General features: G+C 60.4%; 22 protein-coding genes and 4 tRNA genes. 5 read left to right on the plus strand and 21 right to left on the minus strand.

All coding sequences use genetic code 11. The features are described 5' to 3' along the window. Window positions 1-99: 99 nt before the first annotated feature. From CPA56_RS04620 to ispH, 10 genes are all read right to left on the minus strand, one after another. Window positions 100-732, minus strand: a complete 633-nt coding sequence (locus tag CPA56_RS04620) for a hypothetical protein (protein WP_182040857.1) — start codon at window positions 730-732, stop codon at window positions 100-102. 134 nt (window positions 733-866) lie between these two features. Beyond that, window positions 867-1,793 carry a glycosyltransferase family 8 protein gene (locus tag CPA56_RS04625; protein WP_182040858.1) on the minus strand — a complete coding sequence of 309 codons (927 nt, stop codon included), beginning with the start codon at window positions 1,791-1,793 and terminating at the stop codon, window positions 867-869. A gap of 31 nt (window positions 1,794-1,824) precedes the next feature. Then, window positions 1,825-1,901 (minus strand) — tRNA-Arg (locus tag CPA56_RS04630). Window positions 1,902-1,922: 21 nt separating this feature from the next. Further along, window positions 1,923-1,999 (minus strand) — tRNA-Pro (locus CPA56_RS04635). 81 nt (window positions 2,000-2,080) lie between these two features. After that, window positions 2,081-2,596, minus strand: a complete 516-nt coding sequence (gpt, locus tag CPA56_RS04640; protein ID WP_182040859.1) for a xanthine phosphoribosyltransferase — start codon at window positions 2,594-2,596, stop codon at window positions 2,081-2,083. A 99-nt stretch (window positions 2,597-2,695) separates the two neighbouring features. Next, window positions 2,696-2,771 (minus strand) — tRNA-Asn (locus tag CPA56_RS04645). A 143-nt stretch (window positions 2,772-2,914) separates the two neighbouring features. Then, window positions 2,915-2,990, minus strand: a tRNA-Asn gene (locus CPA56_RS04650). A 58-nt stretch (window positions 2,991-3,048) separates the two neighbouring features. Next, window positions 3,049-3,528 (minus strand): ribonuclease HI, encoded by a 480-nt coding sequence (gene rnhA, locus CPA56_RS04655; protein ID WP_182040860.1) that lies wholly within the window; start codon window positions 3,526-3,528, stop codon window positions 3,049-3,051. Then, window positions 3,521-4,471: a homoserine kinase gene (locus CPA56_RS04660; protein ID WP_182040861.1), complete on the minus strand. Its 951-nt coding sequence runs from the start codon at window positions 4,469-4,471 to the stop codon at window positions 3,521-3,523. The genes rnhA and CPA56_RS04660 overlap by 8 nt, the downstream gene beginning before the upstream one ends. Window positions 4,472-4,477: 6 nt before the next feature. Continuing rightward, on the minus strand, window positions 4,478-5,500 hold the full coding sequence (gene ispH / locus CPA56_RS04665; protein WP_182040862.1) for a 4-hydroxy-3-methylbut-2-enyl diphosphate reductase: 1,023 nt from the start codon (window positions 5,498-5,500) through the stop codon (window positions 4,478-4,480). A 165-nt stretch (window positions 5,501-5,665) separates the two neighbouring features. On the opposite strand from ispH, the gene CPA56_RS04670 reads away from it, so the two are divergent. Then, entirely contained in the window at window positions 5,666-6,268 is a 603-nt protein-coding gene (locus CPA56_RS04670) for a hypothetical protein (protein ID WP_182040863.1), read from the plus strand. Window positions 6,269-6,341: 73 nt separating this feature from the next. On the opposite strand, the gene CPA56_RS04675 is transcribed toward CPA56_RS04670, so the two are convergent. Beyond that, the gene (locus tag CPA56_RS04675; RefSeq protein ID WP_182040864.1) at window positions 6,342-8,261 is read right to left on the minus strand and encodes a glycosyltransferase family 2 protein; all 1,920 of its coding nucleotides are present in this window, start codon (window positions 8,259-8,261) and stop codon (window positions 6,342-6,344) included. Window positions 8,262-8,346: 85 nt separating this feature from the next. Between CPA56_RS04675 and CPA56_RS04680 the strand changes: the two genes are divergently transcribed. Next, window positions 8,347-9,243 (plus strand): glycosyltransferase family 8 protein, encoded by an 897-nt coding sequence (locus CPA56_RS04680; RefSeq protein WP_182040865.1) that lies wholly within the window; start codon window positions 8,347-8,349, stop codon window positions 9,241-9,243. 59 nt (window positions 9,244-9,302) lie between these two features. Next, window positions 9,303-10,739 carry a glycosyltransferase family 2 protein gene (locus CPA56_RS04685; protein WP_182040866.1) on the plus strand — a complete coding sequence of 479 codons (1,437 nt, stop codon included), beginning with the start codon at window positions 9,303-9,305 and terminating at the stop codon, window positions 10,737-10,739. A gap of 13 nt (window positions 10,740-10,752) precedes the next feature. On the opposite strand, the gene CPA56_RS04690 is transcribed toward CPA56_RS04685, so the two are convergent. The 3 genes from CPA56_RS04690 to CPA56_RS04700 all read right to left on the minus strand — a co-directional run bounded on the left by CPA56_RS04690 (window position 10,753) and on the right by CPA56_RS04700 (window position 13,336). After that, window positions 10,753-11,856 carry a glycosyltransferase family protein gene (locus CPA56_RS04690; protein WP_182040867.1) on the minus strand — a complete coding sequence of 368 codons (1,104 nt, stop codon included), beginning with the start codon at window positions 11,854-11,856 and terminating at the stop codon, window positions 10,753-10,755. A gap of 72 nt (window positions 11,857-11,928) precedes the next feature. After that, window positions 11,929-12,471, minus strand: a complete 543-nt coding sequence (locus CPA56_RS04695; protein ID WP_182040868.1) for an Atg14 domain-containing protein — start codon at window positions 12,469-12,471, stop codon at window positions 11,929-11,931. Between the two features lie 310 nt (window positions 12,472-12,781). Beyond that, window positions 12,782-13,336, minus strand: a complete 555-nt coding sequence (locus tag CPA56_RS04700; protein ID WP_182040869.1) for a DUF4142 domain-containing protein — start codon at window positions 13,334-13,336, stop codon at window positions 12,782-12,784. 77 nt (window positions 13,337-13,413) lie between these two features. On the opposite strand from CPA56_RS04700, the gene CPA56_RS04705 reads away from it, so the two are divergent. Then, window positions 13,414-13,842 (plus strand): DUF423 domain-containing protein, encoded by a 429-nt coding sequence (locus CPA56_RS04705; protein ID WP_182040870.1) that lies wholly within the window; start codon window positions 13,414-13,416, stop codon window positions 13,840-13,842. Here CPA56_RS04705 and CPA56_RS04710 read toward each other — a convergent pair. Beyond that, the gene (locus CPA56_RS04710; protein ID WP_182040871.1) at window positions 13,839-14,156 is read right to left on the minus strand and encodes a hypothetical protein; all 318 of its coding nucleotides are present in this window, start codon (window positions 14,154-14,156) and stop codon (window positions 13,839-13,841) included. The two genes, CPA56_RS04705 and CPA56_RS04710, sit on opposite strands and share 4 nt — an antisense overlap. Window positions 14,157-14,322: 166 nt before the next feature. Here CPA56_RS04710 and CPA56_RS04715 point away from each other — a divergent pair, with 166 nt between their 5' ends. Next, complete coding sequence (locus CPA56_RS04715) at window positions 14,323-14,838, plus strand: thioredoxin family protein (RefSeq protein WP_182040872.1); 516 nt, start codon at window positions 14,323-14,325, stop codon at window positions 14,836-14,838. 49 nt (window positions 14,839-14,887) lie between these two features. On the opposite strand, the gene CPA56_RS04720 is transcribed toward CPA56_RS04715, so the two are convergent. From CPA56_RS04720 to rplS, 6 genes are all read right to left on the minus strand, one after another. Then, complete coding sequence (locus CPA56_RS04720) at window positions 14,888-16,093, minus strand: pyridoxal phosphate-dependent aminotransferase (RefSeq protein WP_182040873.1); 1,206 nt, start codon at window positions 16,091-16,093, stop codon at window positions 14,888-14,890. Continuing rightward, window positions 16,093-17,295: a pyridoxal phosphate-dependent aminotransferase gene (locus CPA56_RS04725; protein WP_182040874.1), complete on the minus strand. Its 1,203-nt coding sequence runs from the start codon at window positions 17,293-17,295 to the stop codon at window positions 16,093-16,095. Before CPA56_RS04725 ends, CPA56_RS04720 begins: the two co-directional genes overlap by 1 nt. Before the next feature lie 84 nt (window positions 17,296-17,379). Next, window positions 17,380-18,489 (minus strand): 3-isopropylmalate dehydrogenase, encoded by a 1,110-nt coding sequence (gene leuB / locus CPA56_RS04730; RefSeq protein WP_182040875.1) that lies wholly within the window; start codon window positions 18,487-18,489, stop codon window positions 17,380-17,382. Beyond that, window positions 18,486-19,148, minus strand: coding sequence for a 3-isopropylmalate dehydratase small subunit (gene leuD / locus CPA56_RS04735; protein ID WP_182040876.1), 663 nt, complete (start codon window positions 19,146-19,148; stop codon window positions 18,486-18,488). The genes leuB and leuD overlap by 4 nt, the downstream gene beginning before the upstream one ends. A gap of 2 nt (window positions 19,149-19,150) precedes the next feature. Then, window positions 19,151-20,593, minus strand: a complete 1,443-nt coding sequence (gene leuC, locus CPA56_RS04740) for a 3-isopropylmalate dehydratase large subunit (RefSeq protein ID WP_182040877.1) — start codon at window positions 20,591-20,593, stop codon at window positions 19,151-19,153. A 30-nt stretch (window positions 20,594-20,623) separates the two neighbouring features. After that, complete coding sequence (rplS, locus tag CPA56_RS04745; RefSeq protein ID WP_182040878.1) at window positions 20,624-21,001, minus strand: 50S ribosomal protein L19; 378 nt, start codon at window positions 20,999-21,001, stop codon at window positions 20,624-20,626. Window positions 21,002-21,011 lie beyond the last annotated feature (10 nt).

Consider the following 21,011-nt stretch of genomic DNA (forward strand, 5'->3'; position numbering starts at 1 on the left):
AGGAGCCATCATCCCCCTGTCATTTCATAAAAAATACCGCCCTTCTTCAGAAAAGAAGGACGGTATTTCAACAGCCTCACTCGTCTAAAGTCAGTCTTTTCAGTCGAATGACTTCTCGGTACGGACGATCGTGAGACGAGCCACGTCCCCAAAGTTGCTGACCAGCGTGACCTCAACGGACGCACCGGCCGGTGTCTGGCCGATCTTCTCGAGGTTCTGCAGGTTCCGGGAAATGGAGAAGGCAAAACCGCCCAGCCAGGCGAAGTTGCCGACATTCTCGGCAACGGAAGGCCACATCAGGGTCGGGGCCGGGTGGCCGCTCATCTTCACGTCACCATAGGCATGGTCCAGAAGCACGGAAAGACCATCCATCATCCCTTTCGTCAGCGGAATGAAACGCTCCCAGTCATACATGGCCACCGAGTTCCAGTGGGTGTCATTGTTGCGGGGATCGATGGAGAAATATGTGCCCGTGTCCTGATCTTCCAGAGCGACGAGGTTCTCACCGGCTTCCACGAACTCGGCGTCGGGCAGCCCTTCCGCAATGGAGGACGTGTGCCGGAAGGTGACGCGTGACGGCGTCTTGACAGGCCAGGAACCCAGCACGAACGTGTCAGGATAGTCCCCCGGATGCATATAATGACGCTGCAGCATGCCACCCTGCGTCGGCTGGCTGATGATGTGACCAAACCAGTCCATGATCCACAGACGCTGTAACCGATCCCCGCTCATGGGCTTTCCCCTCAAAAGTTAAAACATGTTCGCCATAGCGAAATCAAAACATTACCAGAACACTTCCAAACCATTTACGGTTTCAGATTCATGCTTTGGATACCAGAGCCGTAAAAGAAAAGGCAAGCCCTCTCTCACGCCTCCTGCCAGTCGACCCTGTTCATCTGCCGCCACATGGACCCGCAGAGCGTCTCAGCGGCCATTTTCTCCACCGCTGCCTTCACGTCCCGCCACAGGGCACCATACTCTTTCATGTAGCGGTTTTCGACACTGGGACCAGAACTCAGCCACGGCTTGTACCTGCCCAGAAAATGCACGATCGAGAACTCGCCGTCTGCCTTCAGGAGATCACTGCTGACGGGAGGCGTGAAATGCAGCGCATTCTCGTCCATGAAGAACACGTCCATGTTCCATTTCGCCGGGAAGAGATGCAGGTGATCCTGGAAAACGTGATTGAGGATGCCCTCGTCGTGATGCTCCCATCTTTTCTGTATCAGATCAACGCATCTGTGCCTGTCTTCGGTCGTGATGTTCCGGTTGTTGAACACGACGACACCAGAATTGAAATAATCATACGGGTTTCTGACTTTCAGGACATCATGTGCATAGGCCCTGAACCCGTGATAGTCGTCGCCGTATTTGGTATAGTTCCTGTACATACAGCGCACGGCCCCGACCTTTCTGTCATCGGCCAGCTCATCCACCATGGTCAGAACATCATCCCGGACAAGAAGGTCCACGTCCAGATAGAGCGTCCGGAGGTATCGTGAAAAAATTGACGGTATCAGCAGCGTGTTGAATGTCTCGCTGGAATGATGGCCCGCATTGGGATTGTAGACACCTTCGATGTCATCCCGGCAGTCCACGAAAGTGATGATCCCGCCCCATGATGCGACGAGCTTTTCACACAGCAGGACGATGTATCTGTCCAGCCCGTTATGAAGGGCGAAAAACTCCAGCCGACCGGGAGAGGCCGAACTCCTGATGACGGAAAGGATCGTGATGAGGGCGGGAATCGTATATTTTTTATTGAAAGAAACGACGACAGGAACAGTATTCATCTTCTGCTCTGTGATACCGATGAAAACATGCTGGTGCGCCCTGCTGGATTCGAACCAGCGACCCACAGCTTAGAAGGCTGTTGCTCTATCCAGCTGAGCTAAGGGCGCTCCTGGCCGTGCTGTGCAACGTGGTCGGGGCGCCCGGACTCGAACCGGGGGCCTCCTGTACCCAAAACAGGCGCGCTACCAGGCTGCGCCACGCCCCGACGACGTGAGGCCCTTCTTAAAGGGACTCCCCCTTTCAGGCAAGTCTCTTTCTCCCGGGGAAAAAGAGTTTTTTCAAAAAACTACGCCTCTTCTCTCCGGCTCAGTGGCGCAATAAACTGCGGGGCCATGTCCCACGGAAACAGGACCCATGTATCCTGTGGAAATTCAGTCACGAAATGATCCGTGCAGGGCCGCCCCCTCGGTTTGGCATACAGGCAGGCAAAGACGGCCTTCGGCAGCAGGCTGCGCACATACTGCGCCGTCACGCCTGAATCCACGAGATCATCCACGATGAGGAACCCTTCACCATCACCGGCAGCCTCGGCCGCTTTCAGCAGCTCGGGGTCCCGCTGTGTCCCCGCCTCGCCCTCATAGCTGGCAACGGAAATACTTTCGATCAGCCGACAGCCCAGCTCCCGCGCCAGAATGGCCGCCGGAATCAGCCCGCCCCTCGTGATGGCCACGATGCCACGGAACGGCCGATGGCTCCGCATCAGCTCCATTGCCAGAAGGCGGGCATCCCGGTGCATCTGGTCCCATGTCACCGTGGCGTAACTGATGCTCTCCGTACCCCGTGCCGGTGTACCGTCTGTCATGACCTGTCCGTTTCCTTCTCCGAGACCGTCGCTCTCCCGCCCCCATGAAGCGGACACAAAAAAAGCCCGTACCACGATGGCCGGACTTGCAGAAAGGGCTGGCTCCCGAAGTAGGACTCGAACCTACGACCCAGCGATTAACAGTCGCTTGCTCTACCAACTGAGCTATTCGGGATCAGCTGGGCACTGTCTACCCAAACTCCCCGAAAACGTAAAGCCCCTTTTTTCAGGAAACGGAAAAATATGCCCGCACGTCCCTGACAGACGAAAAGCATAAAAAAAAGCCCGCACCATGATGGCCGGACTTGCAGAAAGGGCTGGCTCCCGAAGTAGGACTCGAACCTACGACCCAGCGATTAACAGTCGCTTGCTCTACCAACTGAGCTATTCGGGATCAGCTGGGCACTGTCTACCCAAACTCCCCGAAAACGTAAAGCCCCTTTTTCAGGAATCTACATCCCCGCTTCCAGCTCTTCCCGTCCTTCGGTGGCCAGCCGGTCCACACGGTCATTCTCTTCATGACCGGAGTGCCCCTTCACCCAGTGCCACTCCACCCTATGCCGCTTGGCCGCCTCCAGAATCCGTCGCCACAGATCCATGTTGGCCACAGGGTCACCCGCCGTGTTGCGCCAGTTGCGGCGCACCCAGCCCGTATGCCAGCGTGTGATGCCATTCCGCAGGTAGGCACTGTCCGTATAGAGATTGACCACACAGGGACGTGTCAGCGTCTCCAGAGCCACGGCTGCTGCCGTCAGCTCCATCCGGTTGTTCGTCGTCTCGGCCTCACCGCCCTTCATGGTCCGTTCATGTCCCCGACAGCGGAAGAGGACGCCCCAGCCCCCCGGACCCGGATTGGGCTTGCAGCCGCCATCCGTCCATATGTCCACCTGTGTCGTGGGTTCCCGCTCCTCTTCCTCCACGGCCTCAGACATGAGACACCTTCCTGAAATGGAGCAGCCGCCGCTGATAGGCCCACGGGTCCTTCCGGGTCACAAGGGCACCTGCAGGAGTATGCACCCAGTCATAGAGACGGGTCAGCAGGAAACGCATGGCAGCTCCCTGGCAGAGAAGCGGCAGAGCCTCACGCTCCGCCACAGTCAGTGGGCGGACCTGCTCATACCCCCTCAGAAGGGCCTCGGCCATGTCCTGCCGATAGTGCCGGTCCTGCTCGAAGCACCAGGCATTCAGGCAGATGGCCAGATCATAGGCGAGGAAATCCGTGCAGGCGAAATAGAAGTCGATGATGCCGGAGAGACGGCCTTCATCGAAAAACACGTTGTCCATGAACAGGTCGGCATGGATCTGCCCACGGGGCAGGCTGTCAGCGGCAGGCCATGCCTTCACGATGGAGGTCAGGGCCGTTTCCGTCTCGGCGATCAGGGCGGCCACCCTGTCATCCCCCCCATCCGTGCAGCGGGAAAACAGCTCGACCCAGCCCGCCGGTGCCAGAGCATTGGCCCGCTCCTCACGGTAACTGCGCCCCGCCTCGTGCAGACGTGCCAGATGACGCCCGACCTGCTCGCAGGCTTCCGGCGTGGCCTCATTCAGGGAACGGCCCTCAAGAAAACTGACCATGATGGCCGGACGCCCCGCCAGATGACGCAGGGCCACGCCATCCCTCGCCACGACCGGCTCGGGACAGGTGATGCCCTGCTCCGCCAGATGCGCCATGAGACCGAGGAACCAGGGAAGTTCCGCAGGGTCCATGCGCTTCTCGAACAGCGTCAGGATGAAACGGCTCCGGGTCGTCTCGACAAGAAAATTGCTGTTCTCGATCCCTTCCGCAATACCAGCGAAGAAACGGAGTTCCCCCACCTCGTACAGGGAGAGGAAATCCTTCAGAGCCTCCTCTTTCAGGTCCGTATAAACGGCCATGACAGGTCAGACCGCATCGGAGAGCGGGTGCGGAAGGCGGAAATTGATGTTTTCCTCCTTCACGATACGCTCCTCGATCGTGACGTCATAGCGGACGGAAAGCTGCTCGATCATTTCCTGCACGAGGCTCTCCGGGGCGGAGGCCCCAGCACTCATGCCCAGCGTCCTGACCCCTTCCAGCTCACTCCAATCCATGTCCGACACCTTGGGCACCAGCAGGGCACGCTTGGCCAGAGACCGCTCGGCCACCTCACGCAGACGCTGGGAATTGGACGAGTTCGGCGAGCCGATGACGATCACCAGATCACACTCGGCCGCCAGCTCCTTGACCGCCATCTGACGGTTGGTCGTGGCATAGCAGATGTCTTCCCGGCGTGGTCCCACGATGTTGGGGAAACGGGAACGCAGGATGTCCACGATCTCCGCCGTGTCATCAACGGACAGGGTCGTCTGCGTGATGAAGGCCAGACGGTCCACGTCCTTCGGCTGGACCTCGGACGCCTCCTTCGCATCATTGATCAGCGTGACGGCTCCCGGCGGCAGCTGCCCCATCGTGCCGACCACCTCGGGATGTCCGGCATGGCCGATCATGAGGATGTGACGCTGCTCCGGGCCACCACCGGCAAAATGACGTTCAGCCTCCCTATGGACCTTGGAGACGAGCGGGCATGTGGCATCAAGATAAAGCAGGTTGCGCCGCTGCGCCTCGGCCGGAACGGACTTGGGCACGCCATGGGCGGAGAACACCACATGACCATCGGGCGGAACCTCGTCCAGCTCCTCCACGAAAATGGCCCCCTTGGCTTCCAGCCCTTCCACGACCGTGCGGTTGTGCACGATCTCGTGGCGGACATAGACGGGTGCCCCATAACGGCGCAGTGCCTCCTCGACCACTCGGATGGCCCTGTCGACCCCGGCGCAGAAACCACGCGGCCCCGCCAGAAGAATCTTCAGCGGCTGCTTCCCGGCTGCTGAATCTGCTCCGGGGACGGCAGAGTTGGAGGTTACAGGCGTCGTCTGTTCTGACATAATCTTCCCCAGGCAGGCGATGAACGATACGATGTTGAACGGTCCGGTGATGCTCCATGCAAGGCCATGGCCTCTTCCGCATCACCGCTCTGGGCCTCTATATCGTCCGTATTGCCGTCTGCTGCAATGTCCTGCACCATTTTCTTGTGGAGTTTTCTGAGTCCGATGCCCGCATTCTCCCTCTCCCCCCGCATCTTTTCCCGCCTTGCAGCGGGCCTCGGCTCCCTCATGCTGGCTGGTCTGCTGAGCGGATGTGAAGAGGCGGACACCACGCACACCTTTGCTCCCGCCTGTCCCAGATTTGACGTCCCCGGCCAGGTGGCGGACCGCATCACCTATGATGGAAAAGGACTTGATGCCGCCCACCGCCTGACCTCGACCCACATACTGGGCGTGCAGGGCGACTGCCGCAACGGCCCGAGGGACGAGCAGAAACGCCCCATGACCCGTGTCCGCGTCAGCCTGAACCTCCAGCTGGAGCGTGGCCCTGCCGCCAGTGCGGACACGGTGACGGTTCCCTATTTCGTCGCCATCCTTCAGGATGGGGCCATCGTCGACAAGAAAATCTTCACGGAGACCATCAGGCTGCCACCGACCGTCTCCATCAGCCACAGCAGCACGCCCCTGCGTTTCATCGACGTGCCGACCGGAAACAACCCGCAGATCAGCCCCTATACGATGGAGATCGGCCTCCAGCTCAACCATTCCGAACTGGACTACAACCGCAGCCACCTGCGCACGGCCCAGTTCCACGAGCATGTGCAGTAAGTCCACCCCTGCGGGGTGAAGCCTGTCCCCGACATGAAAAAGGCCCCTCCGAAATGGAGGGGCCTTTCTTCTGTCATATCTGATGCAGGGGAATGCTGCCTTTTTTCTCCTCGACCAGAGGATCAAGCACGTAACGCCATTCCTCTTTCAGACGGGAGGCGACATCAGCTTCCTCCACCATGTCCAGCAGGGCCAGAAGACGTTCCTGCCAGGTTTCACGCACGACGTTCTCGGCCCGGGCGATGCTGTCAATGCTCCGCAGTCTGGTCAGTTCATCCAGCAGGTCCTCGGAGCGGCTCATGATCCTGTCATTCCGCCCTTCATGCGGGTCATTCATCTGGCAAATGAAGGCATTGGCCCAGTAATCGGCGTAGCGTTCCACACCGAAGGACATGGCTCCGTCCAGCCCACTGTTGCGGGCATATTTCCAGACCCATTCGATGATCGACTTGTAGTAATAATGGGAGATGTAAATGTCCTCATAATTACCATGGTCGGCAAAGGCCGGATCAGCCCCGATGCCCGGCGGCGGATTGCGGTACCCATGAACGGCCCCGTCGGTCAGCCTGTAGGTGAAACTCTCCGCACCCACCCAGACCGGGTGATGAGGCCGCGACTGGATGGCACGCCCCGGACGGACCGCCGACTTGACGAGACGCCAGCCCTCGCCGATCCCCCCCTGCGAGACGATCTTCTGGTTGCGCTGTGTCAGCGGCATGGTCAGGTCAGCCAGCCCGCCCCTGTTGACCTCCGAGGCCACGAACTTCCAGTTCAGGGCGATGGCGTCACTCTCCCAGCGGGAAAAGGCCTGAAGGTAGTCGCCCACGGTGCGGTAGGACGGTGACAGGGTGATGAACTCGTCGCCATCCAGAATGAAGCACCATTCATAGTCCAGAATGTTCGGCAGGATGTTCAGCCCATGTCCGTAGGCTTTCGTCTGGGCGGACATGCCCGGCTCGACCGGGTTCTCGATGAAGGTGATGATCCCCTCGTCATGCAGGGCCTTCAGCAGCAGGTCGGAGCGGTCGTTGTTGTCATTGCTGTAGATGAAGAAATGCTCGACCCCGATGCTCCGGTGATAGGCCAGCCACTCCAGAATGTAGATGCCCTCATTGCGGATGGTGGACATCAGGCAGACCTTCCTGCGTGGCTTCACGCTGGCCCGGGCCGTATGCAAAGTTGCCTGGGCAAAGCCGGCAGGGGCATCAAGCTGCCCGTAGGTCAGGACGGCATCCCCCAGAGGGCAGCCCCGCTCCTCCGCCGGGTAGCTGTCCCTGTCTTCCACCCAGCGGGCCAGACAGTCCCAGCCATCCCGCCAGGGGGCCTTCCCGGCACGACGGAGGAAGGTCTCACGCAGCGTCGCATCCTCCAGAAGCCTCCGGCCCATGTCCCGGATGACGGACCATGCGGCCACGGGCACCATGGCGTCCAGCAGCCAGCCCAGATAAGGCCCCTCGTGACGGCTGATCAGGTTTTCGAAATGCTCAACGGACGGGAAGGCCGTGAAGAATGTGGCCATGTCCTCACCGAACTGGCGCAGCTCCTCGGTGGCCGCAACCTCGTGCAGCTGGAACTGCTCCCAGCCCAGCATGTGGCTACAGTCACCGATGAATTCGTTGACACCGCTGCTGCTGTTCCAGGGCTGGGCCGTGCAGCAGTGACTTGGCCGCAGAAGGTTCCGGAGACCGATGCGCCCCTCATATCCGAGGATGTCAACACGGCGGAACGGCAGCACGGCCCCCTTGTAGGAGAAATGCTTGACCCAGAGGGCGGGAGGTTCCGTCTCCCCCGCCCGTGGGGCAGCCAGCAGGAACACGTAGTCAGGCTGCCCGGCCAGGGTCATGGCCAGAAGGGGAACATAAAGAGGCTCGTTCTCTTCGTCCCGACGGGCCATCTCGTCAGAACGGACATGGCATACCCCATGGTCCTCACACCGGACGGCCAGCCACCCCTGGTGCCCTGTTTCCAGATAATGAAAAGTGGCTTCAGCCATCTCTGCGCCTCTCCTGCATAATGTTGCCTACCTCCCCGGAACCTTCTATAATCCTCGAACATCTGTTAAATAATCTGGCCTGTTTATGCAAATCGTTCCTCCACCGCCTGCAGGTTTCATACCGCTTGTTCTGCCCCTTACCGAGCATAACGCACCCAACGCTTACGCTACCATCCTTTCGGGGCTCAACAACCTGTTGCCGGGCGTGAGGCTTGCCCTCTACATGCTGCATGAAACCCTGCCAGAGACAACGAAGGACGTAGGCCGTCGGCTCTTTGACGGCAGGCGGTCCCAGATACACTTCGTTGACGTGTCGGAATGGATGCAGGCCCATGATCCGACCCATCTCGAAACGACGGACCGCACGACATTCTACCGGCTGGCCATTCCGACACTTTTTGCCAGCTTTCCCCGTGTCGTCTACCTGAATGACGACATCCTCCTGCGGGCCTGCCCCAGCCTGCTCTATTACAGCATCCCCAACACGGCCCAGCTCGGCACGACACGGGACCTGCTCCTGATCCCGGCACAGACGAACGGCTTCCGTGTTCCCCAGTCCATCGCCGGTGGTGCCCAGCTGGTGGACTATCACCGTGGTGCCCTGGGGGTTCTTGATTCCAACAACTATTTCCAGGATGGCGTGCTGGTCTTCAACATCGCCAAGATATCGCCCTCCCAGGCAGAGGAATGCGGCCAGCTCTGCAACACGCTGTTCTGGATGAACGACCAGGACATCCTGAACCGCATCTTCTACGGTCATGTCCATTTCATCCATCAGAACTGGAACGTCTGCTGGGGCCCCGGCTGTGTCGAGGCCAGCGAGGCCCTGCCAGCCGAATGGAAGAAAATCTACGATGACGGGCTGTCCAACCCCTTTGCGGTCCACTTCACCGGCTTCCCCAAACCGTGGACCGGCTGGGACGGCCCCTATACGGAAGATTTCCGCCGCCTGCTCAATGAGGTCCTGAAAGCTTTTCCATAAGCCCCTCACCATATTTTCATCATCCATTCACCTGCAATCCACATCTGGCGAGGCATTTCATGGCTGGGACACTGGGCATCGGCATCATCACCTACAACCGCAAGGACACTCTCAGAGGTGTTGTTGACAGCATCCTGCGCCACACCAGCACGGATTTTGAGTTTGTCGTGGCGGATGACGGGTCCACGGATGGCACGCCCGACCTGCTGAGACAGCTGAATGTCCCCTGCATCACCGGGCGCAACAAGGGCATTTCATGGAACCGCAACCGCATCCTCTGGTACCTGAAGGAAGAGAAGCGGTGCGACTGGATCATCATTCTGGAAGATGACTGCTTCCCTACCGTCTTCGGCTGGGAACGCCCCTGGATCGACGCCATCGAGCGTTACGGCCATGTCAACTTCATGCCGGAACTCACCATCGAGATCGACAATGACATCTCCTCCGGCCGTGGCACCCCCGAGGACCCTTTCATCGCTCCCATGCATCAGGCCTTCTGCATCGGGTATCACGCCAAGGCCCTCTCCTATGTCGGGTATCTGGACACCCGGTTTGAAAAATACGGGGAAGAGCATGTCGAGCACACACAGCGTTTCCTGCGGGCCGGCTATGGCGGACTGTCCCAGCATCTCAGCCCCGAGCGTGGGCAGCTTTTCTACCTGAGAGGCGGGCTTGATACCCTGCCCTCCCACAGCCACGGCAGCCATGAGCTGGCCATGCGCAACAAGACCATACACGACGCCATCCGCCACGAACCGCTCTACCGCCACCCCTGGCGGAATGATGAGGAGATGTTCGAGTTCCGGGAAGAGATCGCCCGGGTCCTGCCCGGTCCCGCTCCCGAGCCGGAAGGCGAGCCGCAGCTCTTTGACAGCATCATCTCGCTGGGCGGCGACGAGCTTGTCAATCAGGCCATCAGGAACCATTTCGGACGCCCCGGCCCCGGTCTCTTTGACCAGTTCATCGCCCCGTTCCACACGCTGGTCTCACTGTTCCGGCATGACTTTTCCGGCCTGCTCTCCACGAACTGCCTCTACGGCTATCATGATGCCCTGCGCTGCCGTGACACGCTGCTCATCTACCATAACTGTCTGGAAAAACAGCCCGGAGAACATGCGTCCGTGGAAATGTTCCACGCCCAGCTTCCTCTTCTCCGCCACCGTTTCCACACCATGATCCAGGAAATTGACAGCCTCTGTCACCGGTCACGGCGGGTCCTCTTTGTCCGCAGCTGGCGGGACGGCTTCCTGTATGCCGGGCAGCACCGCCCCGCCCATGTCGCCAGTGTCGACTTCCAGGCTCTGGTGGATGCCCTGGCGGCCCGTTATCCCTCGCTGGATTTCAGGGTCATGTTCGTCAATTTCGGCAAAGCCCATGCGACCGACAGCCGCATGATGTTCGCCAATACGGACACCCCGGATACATGCCCCAGGGACGAGGAACTGGCCGGATGGAGCCGCCTGTTCTCGACCTACAGGATCGGCCTGCACACCTGAGAAACACCCGATCCTAAAGACCCGTCAGATGACGCCACGCATGAACGTCCTCTGACAGGGTCCCCAGCATCTGGCCCACGATGTAATGCGCCACGGCACATTCATTGAACAGGGCGTGATAACGCTGCCACCCCGCCCGGGCGGCTTCCCTGCGGGCCTTCGGGGCCTTGTGATACTGGCCGATCAGCTCGACAAGTTCATCCAGACTGCTGAAGAAGACCATCTCCTGATCGGAGAACAGGCAGTCATACCCCGTCTGACGCTCCATGAAGACGAGCTGCCCGTTCCCGATCATCTGGGCCAGACGGTCGGAACTGTACAGATAATGATCCGCCCGGCGGCTGATGTTCAGGCCCATGGCCGTCTGCTCCAGCAGGGCAGCATAGGCGGCCCCGCTGACATAAGGCTGCCCTCTCACCCCGGCATAAGCAAAACGCACCGAAGGCGGGAGCCGCTCCTCCAGAAGCTCACAGAATTCGTCCATGTGCCATTCCTGCCCACAGATGGTCCTCAAACGGACCGGGTTTCCACAGGAATAGAAAATGTCGGCCTCGGGACAGGCCAGGGCGAACACCTGCCCTCTCTCGACGCTGCGATCCACGGGGTTGGGCAGGAAAGCCACCCGCCCCCTGTCTCCCACCACCTGCCGCACGACCGGCCCTGCCGTGGAAATGAAGCTGATGTCCACGACCTGATGGCGGGCCGCAAAATCCGCCGCATTCTCCTCAACAAACAGGGCATCAACATTCCACTGGGCAACGGTCATGCCCGGCTGCTGCTGACGCAGCTCTTCGATGACGGAAGGAGGAATCATGTAGCCATGCCCCAGCAGCAGGATATCCGGCGCAGTGAACGCCAGAAACTCCTTCAGGGCACGAAAGAGATGATGACGCCCCATGTTGCGGCTGCCGAACAGGCTACCGGCACGGGCAACGTCCCTGTAGGAAAAATCAATGACGTGATGGCCATTCCGTATCAGCCCGTTGGAGAGCTTGCCTCCCACGCTGAACTGGCTTGGAGCCTTCCTCTTCAGGCTGAAGAAAAAGTCCCCGACATGAACGATCTTCAGCGGGCGGGATGTCTGCCATTCTCTCCCATGCCAGAGACCATCAACCATTCCGGACACCCCGCCATCCCTGCTGTCAGATCCTTTCCATGACCGGGAGTGCCGCCGTCGGTACGCTGCCGGTCAGTCCGTCCACCATTGCACAGGTGTCGGCTCCTGACCATCATCATCTGCATCGGCGGCCACCGTCTTCAGTCTGGCGGAGGCAGCCACACGGCGGCTCTTCTGCTCCCGGACCTGATGCAGCTCCGCCCGAAGGCGCAGGATGCTGTCATCACGCTGCTGGATGGCCTTCCTGCCCTCTTCCACCTGAAGGCGCAGATGGGTCATCTGCGTATTCACGGCACGGATGCGCTCATTCAGGACCGCCAGTTCAGTTTCCGCATCATGCGCCCGACGCCGCTCCCTCTGGAGGCTCTGTTTCAGCCTCTCCTGCTCCTGCCCGACCTCCGCCGTGACGACCGCCCGGCCCGCATTCCTCTTCTGGGAGGGACGGCCAAGAGACTGATGCTCCACGACGACCGTGTCATCTCCGGCAAAACGACGGCGACGAACCGTTGGCTGGAGGGGCCTTCCACGGGTGGCGGAACGCCCCCTGCCACCCTGGCCATGATGTGGCGGAGCGTTCAGGCCATCACCGGCCGCCACTCCCTTCCTGCTGCCCATTCCCATCCTGTCCAATGCTTCACGGAGGGAATGTTCATTCAGATAAGACTCATCCTGCATTTTCTATAATTCAACAATCGTAACAAAGCGACACAACACGAAACCTGACTCTCTTCTGCTCCCGAACACCCTCTCCTCTTTCACCATGAAAATGAAATGGAGAGGATATTTGTAGAAAAAGACAGAATGACAGGCTTTTTACTCCCGATGACTATGTTCTGTATCACACTATCAAGAAACCGTCAAAATCATGACAGGAGCATGGTCCATGAAGAACTGTTCTTTTTATCTCTGTTTATCCTTCTGAAATTCAATGATTCTTTAGCCCATTTCCCTGCACCCGGCTCCGCTCCAGCAGCTCGAGCATGGCTCCCGCCAGAGTTTTCATATCTGCCGTGCTTCCATTTTTCTTTGCATCCGCCAGTGCAGTTCTTTCCTTGACCGTAGAAGCATGCATCAGCGCATACAGGAACTTCCTGTTGAAAGAACGGCCATACAGTCTGCCCAGTGTCGCCAGCTGTTTCTTCTCGGCATCAGACTGCGTGTCCGCCAGTGAAAGCGTATAGATGCCTGCCATCTTCTGGGCGGCCGTATATGTCTTGTCGTAATCCTTGACCTGCTGGGCCGCAAATCCCTTGATCAGCCCATCATCACTATGCAGGGCCGCCAGATCGGTCATGGCCTTCATGTAGGCGGAACGGGCACTGATCTGCTGCAGAAGGCACGCATCCCCGGCCGCCAGTTTCGGCGTCGGCGGAGAGACCGGCCCCTTGGGCAGCGGCGGCACCGGTGGTGCCGGTGGCGGGGTGAGACCACAGCCTCCCAGGGACAGGAACACGGCACAGGCCACATAACGCACTTTCATACGGCTTCCCTCTTCTCATCTTCCCAGACAACTGGAACAATGACCCCCGACTTTCACCAAGCCGGGTTATGATCAACATGCTGCCCCATGACAGACCAGTTTCCTCCCGCACGGGCACCTGCCTGAAAGCCCTCTTTGCCCTCGGGGCTGTCTATGCAGGTCTGGCCGTGGCCTGTCAGGCCGCCGCCACGCACCTGCCGGACGTCCATTTTCCCGTCCCCGGTGGTCGGCAGATGATGCACATGGCCGCCGACATCGCCCTCTGGCACGGCATCGCCCTGTGCGCCCTGACCCTGGGGAGCAGACAGCTCCACCCCCTGCGCCTCGTCATCGGCTGCATCGGGCTGGCCACGGGCACGGCCCTTTTCAGCATTCCCGTCACACTGCACGGATTCGGCATCCTGTTCCCGGCCCGGCTGGCTCCCTCCGGCGGCACCCTGATCATCCTGTCATGGTTCTGCGTCGCCTCGGCGGCCCTTTTCCGCTCCCGGCGGTCCCGGCCTTAACGCCGGAACTGCCGCAGGAACCACAGCCCCAGAATCTGGATCAGCAGGGCCAGACAGAAGCAGGACAGGACAATGCCCACCAGAATCAGCTGCTCACGTCCCAAGGCCGTCTCGACATGGAACAGGCCATAAAGCCGCTGCCAGACCGAAGTGCCCACGACATGCTGCATGAGGCGGGTGGCCGGAGGATAGAATCGGACCAGCACGAGAAAGATGAACGTAAGCCCGAGCAGAACGACCATCCGTCCCAGCGTCGACAGGACTGATATCTCCTTCCGTGAAGAGTTGGAAAAAATTGGCCGTTTCCGTTTCACCACAAGCACACCATCCTTCTTAGATCGAGTGCATACCCTAATCAGGAGATTGCCGGTTATCAAGAACAGCTCACTCAGTGTGCCTCTTTTAACGTCATATTGTTACCTTTCAGCTAATGATGGAAAGAAATCTTTTCCGCAATCCATCCCACAGGAGACATGCCTCATGCGTTTTCCTCTTTCCGCCCTTGCCCTCATCGGCCTGATGACCTGCCTGCCCGCCAGGGCGGCCCCGACAGCACCCGCTCCCCTGCCGGACATCAGCAGAATGACCACCATCACTCCCGCCCATGAGCCTTACCCACCGGCTGACCTGGCCGCCAAACAGGTTCATGAAGCCTTCCTGACCGCTGCCAGAACCAACCGGCGTGTCCTTCTGGATTTCGGAGGGAACTGGTGCCCGGACTGCCGCATTCTTGCAGGCATCTTTGCCGTTCCCTCCGTCAGCCAGTGGCTGGACGAGCATTTCGTGATCGTCCCCGTCAATGTCGGGCATCTTGATACCAACATGGAGCTGGCCCAGCAGTACGGCGTGACCATCAAGGCCGTCCCGACGGTCCTGATCCTCACGCCCCAGGGCCGCCTGCTGAACCCTGATGGCACCCTCGCCCTCGGTTCGGCCCGCCAGATGGCTCCACAATCCGTCATCACCCTGCTGAATGAGTGGAACCAGCGTCCCTGAAAATGAAGGGAGCCACTCTTTGCCAGAGGAGGAATGGCTCCCGTCTCTGTCAGTCCGTGATTCCCTGCACGAAGCCTGCCAGCCGTCGGCAGGCTTCTTCCAGCTCTTCGTCAGATGCCGCAAAGGACAGACGCAGATGCGGCCCATAACCGAAGGCTGAACCCGGTACGGTCGCCACATGAGCCTCCTCCAGCAGGGCCTCCGCAAAGGCCACGTCATCACCCAGCAGACGTCCCCCGGCAGACTTCCGCCCGATCAGGGCAGACAGCCCCGGATAGGCATAGAAGGCACCCTGCGGCAGGGCGCAGCTCAGCCCCTCGATCCGCCTCAAGGCATCAACCACAAGCCCACGCCGCCGTTCGTAGGTCTCACGCATGGCCCGGACCGCGGCAACATCCTCTTTCAGAGCTGCCACAGCACCGCCCTGCGCCAGCGTGCAGATGCCTGATGTCGTATTGCCCTGCACCTTGATCATCGCCCTGATGAGGGGCACCGGGCCGCAGGCAAACCCGACCCGCCAGCCTGTCATGGCATAAGCCTTGCTCATGCCATTGATGATGAGGATACGGTCGGCAAGGTCCGGGGCGACATTGAGCAGGGAGAGATGATGCCTGCCATCAAAGGTCAGGTGCTCATAAATCTCATCACTCATCACCATGACATGCGGAGCTTCCCGCAGGACGGCAGCAATGGCCTCCAGATCGTCCCGCTCCAGAATGGCACCGGTCGGATTGTTGGGGAAATTCAGCACGAGCCAGCGGGTCCGGGGCGTGATGGCCTTGCGGATGGCCTCGGCCCGGGGCCGGAAACCGTCCTCCTCCCGGCAGGCGATCTCCACCGGCACGCCACCGAACATCCGGGCGATGAGCGGATAGCTGACCCAGTATGGTGCCGGAACGATGACCTCATCCCCATCATCAAGCGAGGCCATGAACGCGTTGAAAATGGCCTGCTTGCCACCATTGCAGACCATGATCTGGTCCAGCGAGACGTCCAGCCCGTTGTCCCGCCGGAACTTCCCGGCAACGGCCTCCAGCAGCGGCTTCTGCCCCGGAATGGGCGGATAGCCGGTATGACCAGCCTTCACTTCCGCCACGGCTCCATCAAGAGCCGCCGCAGGAGATGGAAAATCGGGCTGACCCAGAGCCAGAGAAATGACCGGTTTGCCCTGCGCTTTCAGTTCACGGGCACGGGCCGCCATGGCGATCGTCGCTGGCGTGGGCAATGTGGCGAGACGCCGGGACGGTCTGAACATCAGGCCAGCCCTCCACAGAAACGGGCAATGCGGCGGCAGGCTTCTTCCAGAAGCTCCGTGCTGGTGGCGTAGGACACCCGGAAATAACCCGGCAGCAGGAAGGCCGTGCCATGAACGGCGGCCACCCCGACCTCCTCCAGCATGGCCTTGACGAAATCTTCGTCACTTTCCAGCACATGCCCGCCTGCCGTGCGCCTGCCCAGAAGCTGCTGTACGGACACGAACACATAAAAAGCCCCTTCCGGCCGGGCACAGGAGAGACCCGGAACCGCAGAAAGGGCATCCACCACGAGATCACGCCGCTTCTGATAAACAGCCACCATCTCGCCAATGAAATCCTGCGGACCGGACAGGGCAGCCAGAGCGGCGGCCTGGGCGATGGAGCAGGCATTGCTCGTACTCTGCCCCTGAAGCTTGATCAGCTCCCTTGTCAGGGATACGGGGGCGGCAGAAAAGCCGATGCGCCAGCCCGTCATGGCATAGGCCTTGCTGACGCCATTCATCGTCAGGGTCCGTTCCCGCAGGCGGGGTTCCACCTGCACGACCGTGCAGGCTTCCCGCCCCTCATAGGTCAGCTTCGCATAAATGTCGTCCGTCAGAATCCAGACCTGCGGATGCTCCAGCAGGACATCCGTCAGGGCCTTCAGCTCATCCCGGGAATAGGCACTGCCTGTCGGATTGCAGGGAGAATTCAGCACCAGCCAGCGGGTCCGGGGCGTGATGGCCCTGCGGAGCTGTTCGGCTGTCAGGCGGAAGCCCGTCTCGGGCGTGGTCGGCACGATGACCGGCTTGCCATCCGCCAGCTGCACGATATCCGGGTAGGACACCCAGGCCGGAGCGGGGATGACAACCTCGTCCCCCGCATTCAGCGTTGCCACCATCGCATTATAGATGACCTGCTTGCCCCCCGTGGACACGCAGATTTCCTCCGGCCGGTAATCCAGACCGAAATCAGCATTCAGCCGTTCTGCCACGGCCTTGCGGAGAGCCGGCGTGCCGGCAACGTCGGTATATTTCGTCTCGCCACGCTGGATGGCCTCGATCGCTGCCTTCTTGATGAAATCAGGCGTATCAAAATCCGGCTCACCAGCAGACAGGCTGATGACATCCCGCCCTTCCGCTTTCAATGCTCTGGCCTTCTGCGTGATGGCGATGGTCTGGCTTGGCAGGATACGCCCCATCCGTTCGGCAGCGAGTGACATGTCGTTCCTCTTACATCTCAAAAAAACGCCCGCCCGTGAGACACAGGCGGGCGCATGGCAGTTCATAGCACAATCACCCGGAGATCAGGCGAGTTTCTGAAGTTCCTTCAGCACAGCCTCTCCCATCTCCGCCGTGCTGACACGGCTCTCACCAGCAGCAGCGATGTCCGCCGTCCGCAGCCCGGAAGCCAGAACGTTGGAAACGGCCTGCTCGATCAGCTCGGAATCCGCACCACGATCCAGCGAGTAACGCAGCATCATGGCCAGAGACAGGATCTGCGCCAGCGGATTGGCAATGCCCTTCCCGGCAATATCCGGCGCACTGCCATGAATCGGCTCATACAGGGCAGCCTGCCTGTCCGACCCTTCCGGCGTGCCCAACGTGGCAGAAGGCAGCATCCCCAGAGACCCGGTCAGCATGGAGGCGAGGTCTGACAGAAGATCGCCAAAGAGGTTGCCCGTGATCATCACGTCAAACTGGCGAGGATCACGCACGAGCTGCATGGCGCAGTTATCCGCCAGCATGTGCGTCAGCGTCACATCAGAATACTCACGCTTGTGCAGGTCCGTGACCACCTCACGCCAGAGCAGGCCGCTCTCCATGACGTTGCCTTTCTCCACGGAGCAGACACGGCCACTGCGCAGACGGGCGAGGTCGAAAGCCACACGGGCCACACGTTCGATCTCGGCGGTCGTATAGACTTCCGTATTCACGCCACGCTTCGTGCCATCCGGCAGGGTCTCGATTCCACGAGGCTCCCCGAAATAGACGCCACCGACCGTCTCCCGTACGATCATCAGGTCCAGCCCACGCACGACGTCCGGCTTCAGCGCAGAGGCGGAAAGCAGCGGGTCGAACAGCTTGGCCGGACGCAGGTTGGCGTACAGGTTCAGCTCCTTGCGGAGGCGCAGGATGGCCACCTCCGGCCGACGGTCAAACGGCACGTCCTTCCACGCAGGATCACCGACAGAGCCGAACAGTACGGCATCAGCAGCCTTGGCCTTGGCGATCACCTCATCCCGGATGGGCACATCATGCTTCGCCAATGAGGCCCCACCGACGAGGTCTTCCGACAGGTCAACATCGAGGCCACGTTCGGCCTTCAGCCAGTCGATGATCCTGACGGCCTGCTCCATGATCTCCGGACCGATTCCGTCACCCGGCAGCAGCAGGATTTTCTGTCTTGCGCTCATGCCTGCTCTCCCTTGCCACCAATGACACTCTGCGGGCGACCCGGCTGTTTCGTGGACGGCACCCAGGCACGGGATGGACGGGCCTCGAACTCACGGATGGCCTGCTCATGGTTCTTCAGTGTCTGGGCCACATCATCCAGCCCTTCCAGAAGAACCTGGCGACGGAACGGGTCCATCTCGAAAGACATGACCTCACCATCCGGGCGATGGATCTCCTGCTTTTCCAGATCAACCGTCAGGCGGGCATTCTCGCCGTGGCTGGCATCCTCCATCAGGGCAAGACACTGCTCACGGGGAAGACGGATGGGCAGGATGCCGTTCTTGAAGCAGTTATTATAGAAAATATCCGCAAAGCTGGGCGCAATCACACAGCGTATGCCGAAATCCAGCAAGGCCCAGGGGGCATGCTCACGGGATGAACCGCAGCCGAGATTGTCCAGCGTGATCAGGATGCCGGCCTTGCGATAGGCCGGCTTGTTGAGCACGAAGTCCGGATTCTCCCGGCCATCAGCATCGTAACGCTGGCCTGCAAAAAGATGCTCGCCCAGACCGGTACGGCGGATGGTCTTGAGGAAACGGGCCGGGATGATCTGGTCCGTATCCACGTTCTCCTGCGGCAGGGCAGCGGCGACGCTTGTCAGACGGGTGAATTTTTCCATGATCAGGCGGCTCCTTCTGCCATTGTCGACTCCAGCAGGTCCCGTGCATCGCACAGCGTCCCCGTCACGGCAGCGGCAGCGGCCATTGTCGGAGAACAGAGATGGGTGCGGCCATCAGGCCCCTGACGCCCCTCAAAATTGCGGTTGGAGGTGGAGGCGGAACGCTGTCCTGCACTCAGCCTGTCAGGATTCATGCCCAAGCACATGGAGCAGCCCGCCTCACGCCATTCAAAGCCGGCATCACGGAAAATCCTGTCCAGCCCCTCCTGCTCCGCCGCATGACGGACCAGACCGGACCCCGGCACGACCATGGCCCGTACACCATCCGCCACCTTGCGCCCCTTCAGCACGGCCGCAGCGGCCCGGAGGTCCTCGATGCGGCTGTTCGTGCAGGACCCGATGAAGACGACATCCACCGGCGTACCGGCAATCTTCTGACCTGCTTCCAGCCCCATATAGGCCAGCGTGCGGCGGATGCGCTCGGCCCTGGCCGGGTCAGCAAAATCTTCGGGACGGGGCACGGTGCCGGTAATGGGCAGGACATCCTCGGGGCTGGTGCCCCATGTGACGGACGGACTGATCTCGGCGGCATCCAGCACCACTTCCTCATCAAAGTGGGCACCTTCATCCGTGGCGAGGGTCTTCCAGTACGCCACGGCCTGCTCGAAAGCCTCACCCTGCGGCGCAAAAGGACGACCCCTGACATACTCGAACGTCGTCTCATCCGGAGCCACCATGCCAGCACGGGCACCGGCCTCGATGGACATGTTGCAGAGCGTCATGCGCCCGGCCATGTCCAGCCTGCGGATGGCCGAACCGGCAAACTCGATCACATGACCGGTGCCGCCTGCCGTACCGATACGGCCGATGATGCTGAGCATGATGTCCTTGGCCGTCACACCGGGAGCGATCTCACCCTCGACCCGCACACGCATATTCTTACTGCGCTTCTGGAGCAGGGTCTGGGTAGCCAGGACATGCTCCACCTCGGACGTGCCGATGCCGAACGCCAGCGAGCCAAAGGCCCCATGTGTGGAGGTATGGCTGTCCCCGCAGACGATCGTCATGCCCGGCAGGGAGACGCCCTGCTCCGGTCCGACAACATGCACGATGCCCTGCTGGCGGGAACGCAACGGGAAATAGGGAACGCCGAACTCCTTGACGTTCGCTTCCAGCGTTTCGATCTGGAGGCGGCTCTGCGGGTCTTCCACCGGCTGGGAGCGGTCGGAGGTCGGGACGTTGTGGTCTGCCACGGCCATCGTGGCATCAGGACGCCGCACCGGGCGGCCTGCGGCCCGCAGACTCTCAAAAGCCTGCGGGCTGGTCACCTCATGAAGGAGGTGGCGGTCGATGTAGAGAAGGCTTGTTCCGTCCTCAAGGGCTTTCACCACATGATCGTCCCAGATCTTGTCGTACAAGGTTCTAGGGGTAACCGGATTCTGCATTCTCTCTCATCTCCTTATGAGAGCTGAAAATCAGCCCTCCTTTTTGACATCACGCGGACGCTCGGCAATACGGGCGGACTTACCGGAGCGGCCACGCAGGTAGTATAGCTTCGCACGGCGAACCTTACCACGGCGAACAACCGTAATATCAGCAATCGCCGGAGAGAAAAGCGGGAAAACACGCTCCACGCCCTCACCGTTGGAGACCTTGCGCACCGTGAAGCTGCTACCCAGACCACGATTTGAGCGGGCAATCACCACGCCCTCGAAGACCTGTACACGTTCGCGTGTACCTTCAACGACGCGCACGCCGACACGCACGGTATCACCGGCGGCGAACTCAGGAACGCTGCGGATGGCGGAAAGACGCTCCATTTCGCGCGCCTCGTACTGCTGAATGATGTTCATGCTTCAAACT

This window comes from Bombella mellum (genome assembly GCF_014048465.1).
Classification (GTDB): Bacteria; Pseudomonadota; Alphaproteobacteria; order Acetobacterales; family Acetobacteraceae; genus Bombella; species Bombella mellum.

What these genes read in the sequence shown, in the direction of transcription:
- CPA56_RS04620 (WP_182040857.1), bottom strand. Translation starts at nt 732, where the DNA reads ATGAGCGGGGATCGGTTACAGCGTCTGTGGATCATGGACTGGTTTGGT.
- CPA56_RS04625 (WP_182040858.1), bottom strand. Translation starts at nt 1,793, where the DNA reads ATGAATACTGTTCCTGTCGTCGTTTCTTTCAATAAAAAATATACGATT.
- gpt (WP_182040859.1), bottom strand. Translation starts at nt 2,596, where the DNA reads ATGACAGACGGTACACCGGCACGGGGTACGGAGAGCATCAGTTACGCC.
- rnhA (WP_182040860.1), bottom strand. Translation starts at nt 3,528, where the DNA reads ATGTCTGAGGCCGTGGAGGAAGAGGAGCGGGAACCCACGACACAGGTG.
- CPA56_RS04660 (WP_182040861.1), bottom strand. Translation starts at nt 4,471, where the DNA reads ATGGCCGTTTATACGGACCTGAAAGAGGAGGCTCTGAAGGATTTCCTC.
- ispH (WP_182040862.1), bottom strand. Translation starts at nt 5,500, where the DNA reads ATGTCAGAACAGACGACGCCTGTAACCTCCAACTCTGCCGTCCCCGGA.
- CPA56_RS04670 (WP_182040863.1), top strand. Translation starts at nt 5,666, where the DNA reads ATGCCCGCATTCTCCCTCTCCCCCCGCATCTTTTCCCGCCTTGCAGCG.
- CPA56_RS04675 (WP_182040864.1), bottom strand. Translation starts at nt 8,261, where the DNA reads ATGGCTGAAGCCACTTTTCATTATCTGGAAACAGGGCACCAGGGGTGG.
- CPA56_RS04680 (WP_182040865.1), top strand. Translation starts at nt 8,347, where the DNA reads ATGCAAATCGTTCCTCCACCGCCTGCAGGTTTCATACCGCTTGTTCTG.
- CPA56_RS04685 (WP_182040866.1), top strand. Translation starts at nt 9,303, where the DNA reads ATGGCTGGGACACTGGGCATCGGCATCATCACCTACAACCGCAAGGAC.
- CPA56_RS04690 (WP_182040867.1), bottom strand. Translation starts at nt 11,856, where the DNA reads ATGGTTGATGGTCTCTGGCATGGGAGAGAATGGCAGACATCCCGCCCG.
- CPA56_RS04695 (WP_182040868.1), bottom strand. Translation starts at nt 12,471, where the DNA reads ATGGGCAGCAGGAAGGGAGTGGCGGCCGGTGATGGCCTGAACGCTCCG.
- CPA56_RS04700 (WP_182040869.1), bottom strand. Translation starts at nt 13,336, where the DNA reads ATGAAAGTGCGTTATGTGGCCTGTGCCGTGTTCCTGTCCCTGGGAGGC.
- CPA56_RS04705 (WP_182040870.1), top strand. Translation starts at nt 13,414, where the DNA reads ATGCTGCCCCATGACAGACCAGTTTCCTCCCGCACGGGCACCTGCCTG.
- CPA56_RS04715 (WP_182040872.1), top strand. Translation starts at nt 14,323, where the DNA reads ATGCGTTTTCCTCTTTCCGCCCTTGCCCTCATCGGCCTGATGACCTGC.
- CPA56_RS04720 (WP_182040873.1), bottom strand. Translation starts at nt 16,093, where the DNA reads ATGTTCAGACCGTCCCGGCGTCTCGCCACATTGCCCACGCCAGCGACG.
- CPA56_RS04725 (WP_182040874.1), bottom strand. Translation starts at nt 17,295, where the DNA reads ATGTCACTCGCTGCCGAACGGATGGGGCGTATCCTGCCAAGCCAGACC.
- leuB (WP_182040875.1), bottom strand. Translation starts at nt 18,489, where the DNA reads ATGAGCGCAAGACAGAAAATCCTGCTGCTGCCGGGTGACGGAATCGGT.
- leuD (WP_182040876.1), bottom strand. Translation starts at nt 19,148, where the DNA reads ATGGAAAAATTCACCCGTCTGACAAGCGTCGCCGCTGCCCTGCCGCAG.
- leuC (WP_182040877.1), bottom strand. Translation starts at nt 20,593, where the DNA reads ATGCAGAATCCGGTTACCCCTAGAACCTTGTACGACAAGATCTGGGAC.
- rplS (WP_182040878.1), bottom strand. Translation starts at nt 21,001, where the DNA reads ATGAACATCATTCAGCAGTACGAGGCGCGCGAAATGGAGCGTCTTTCC.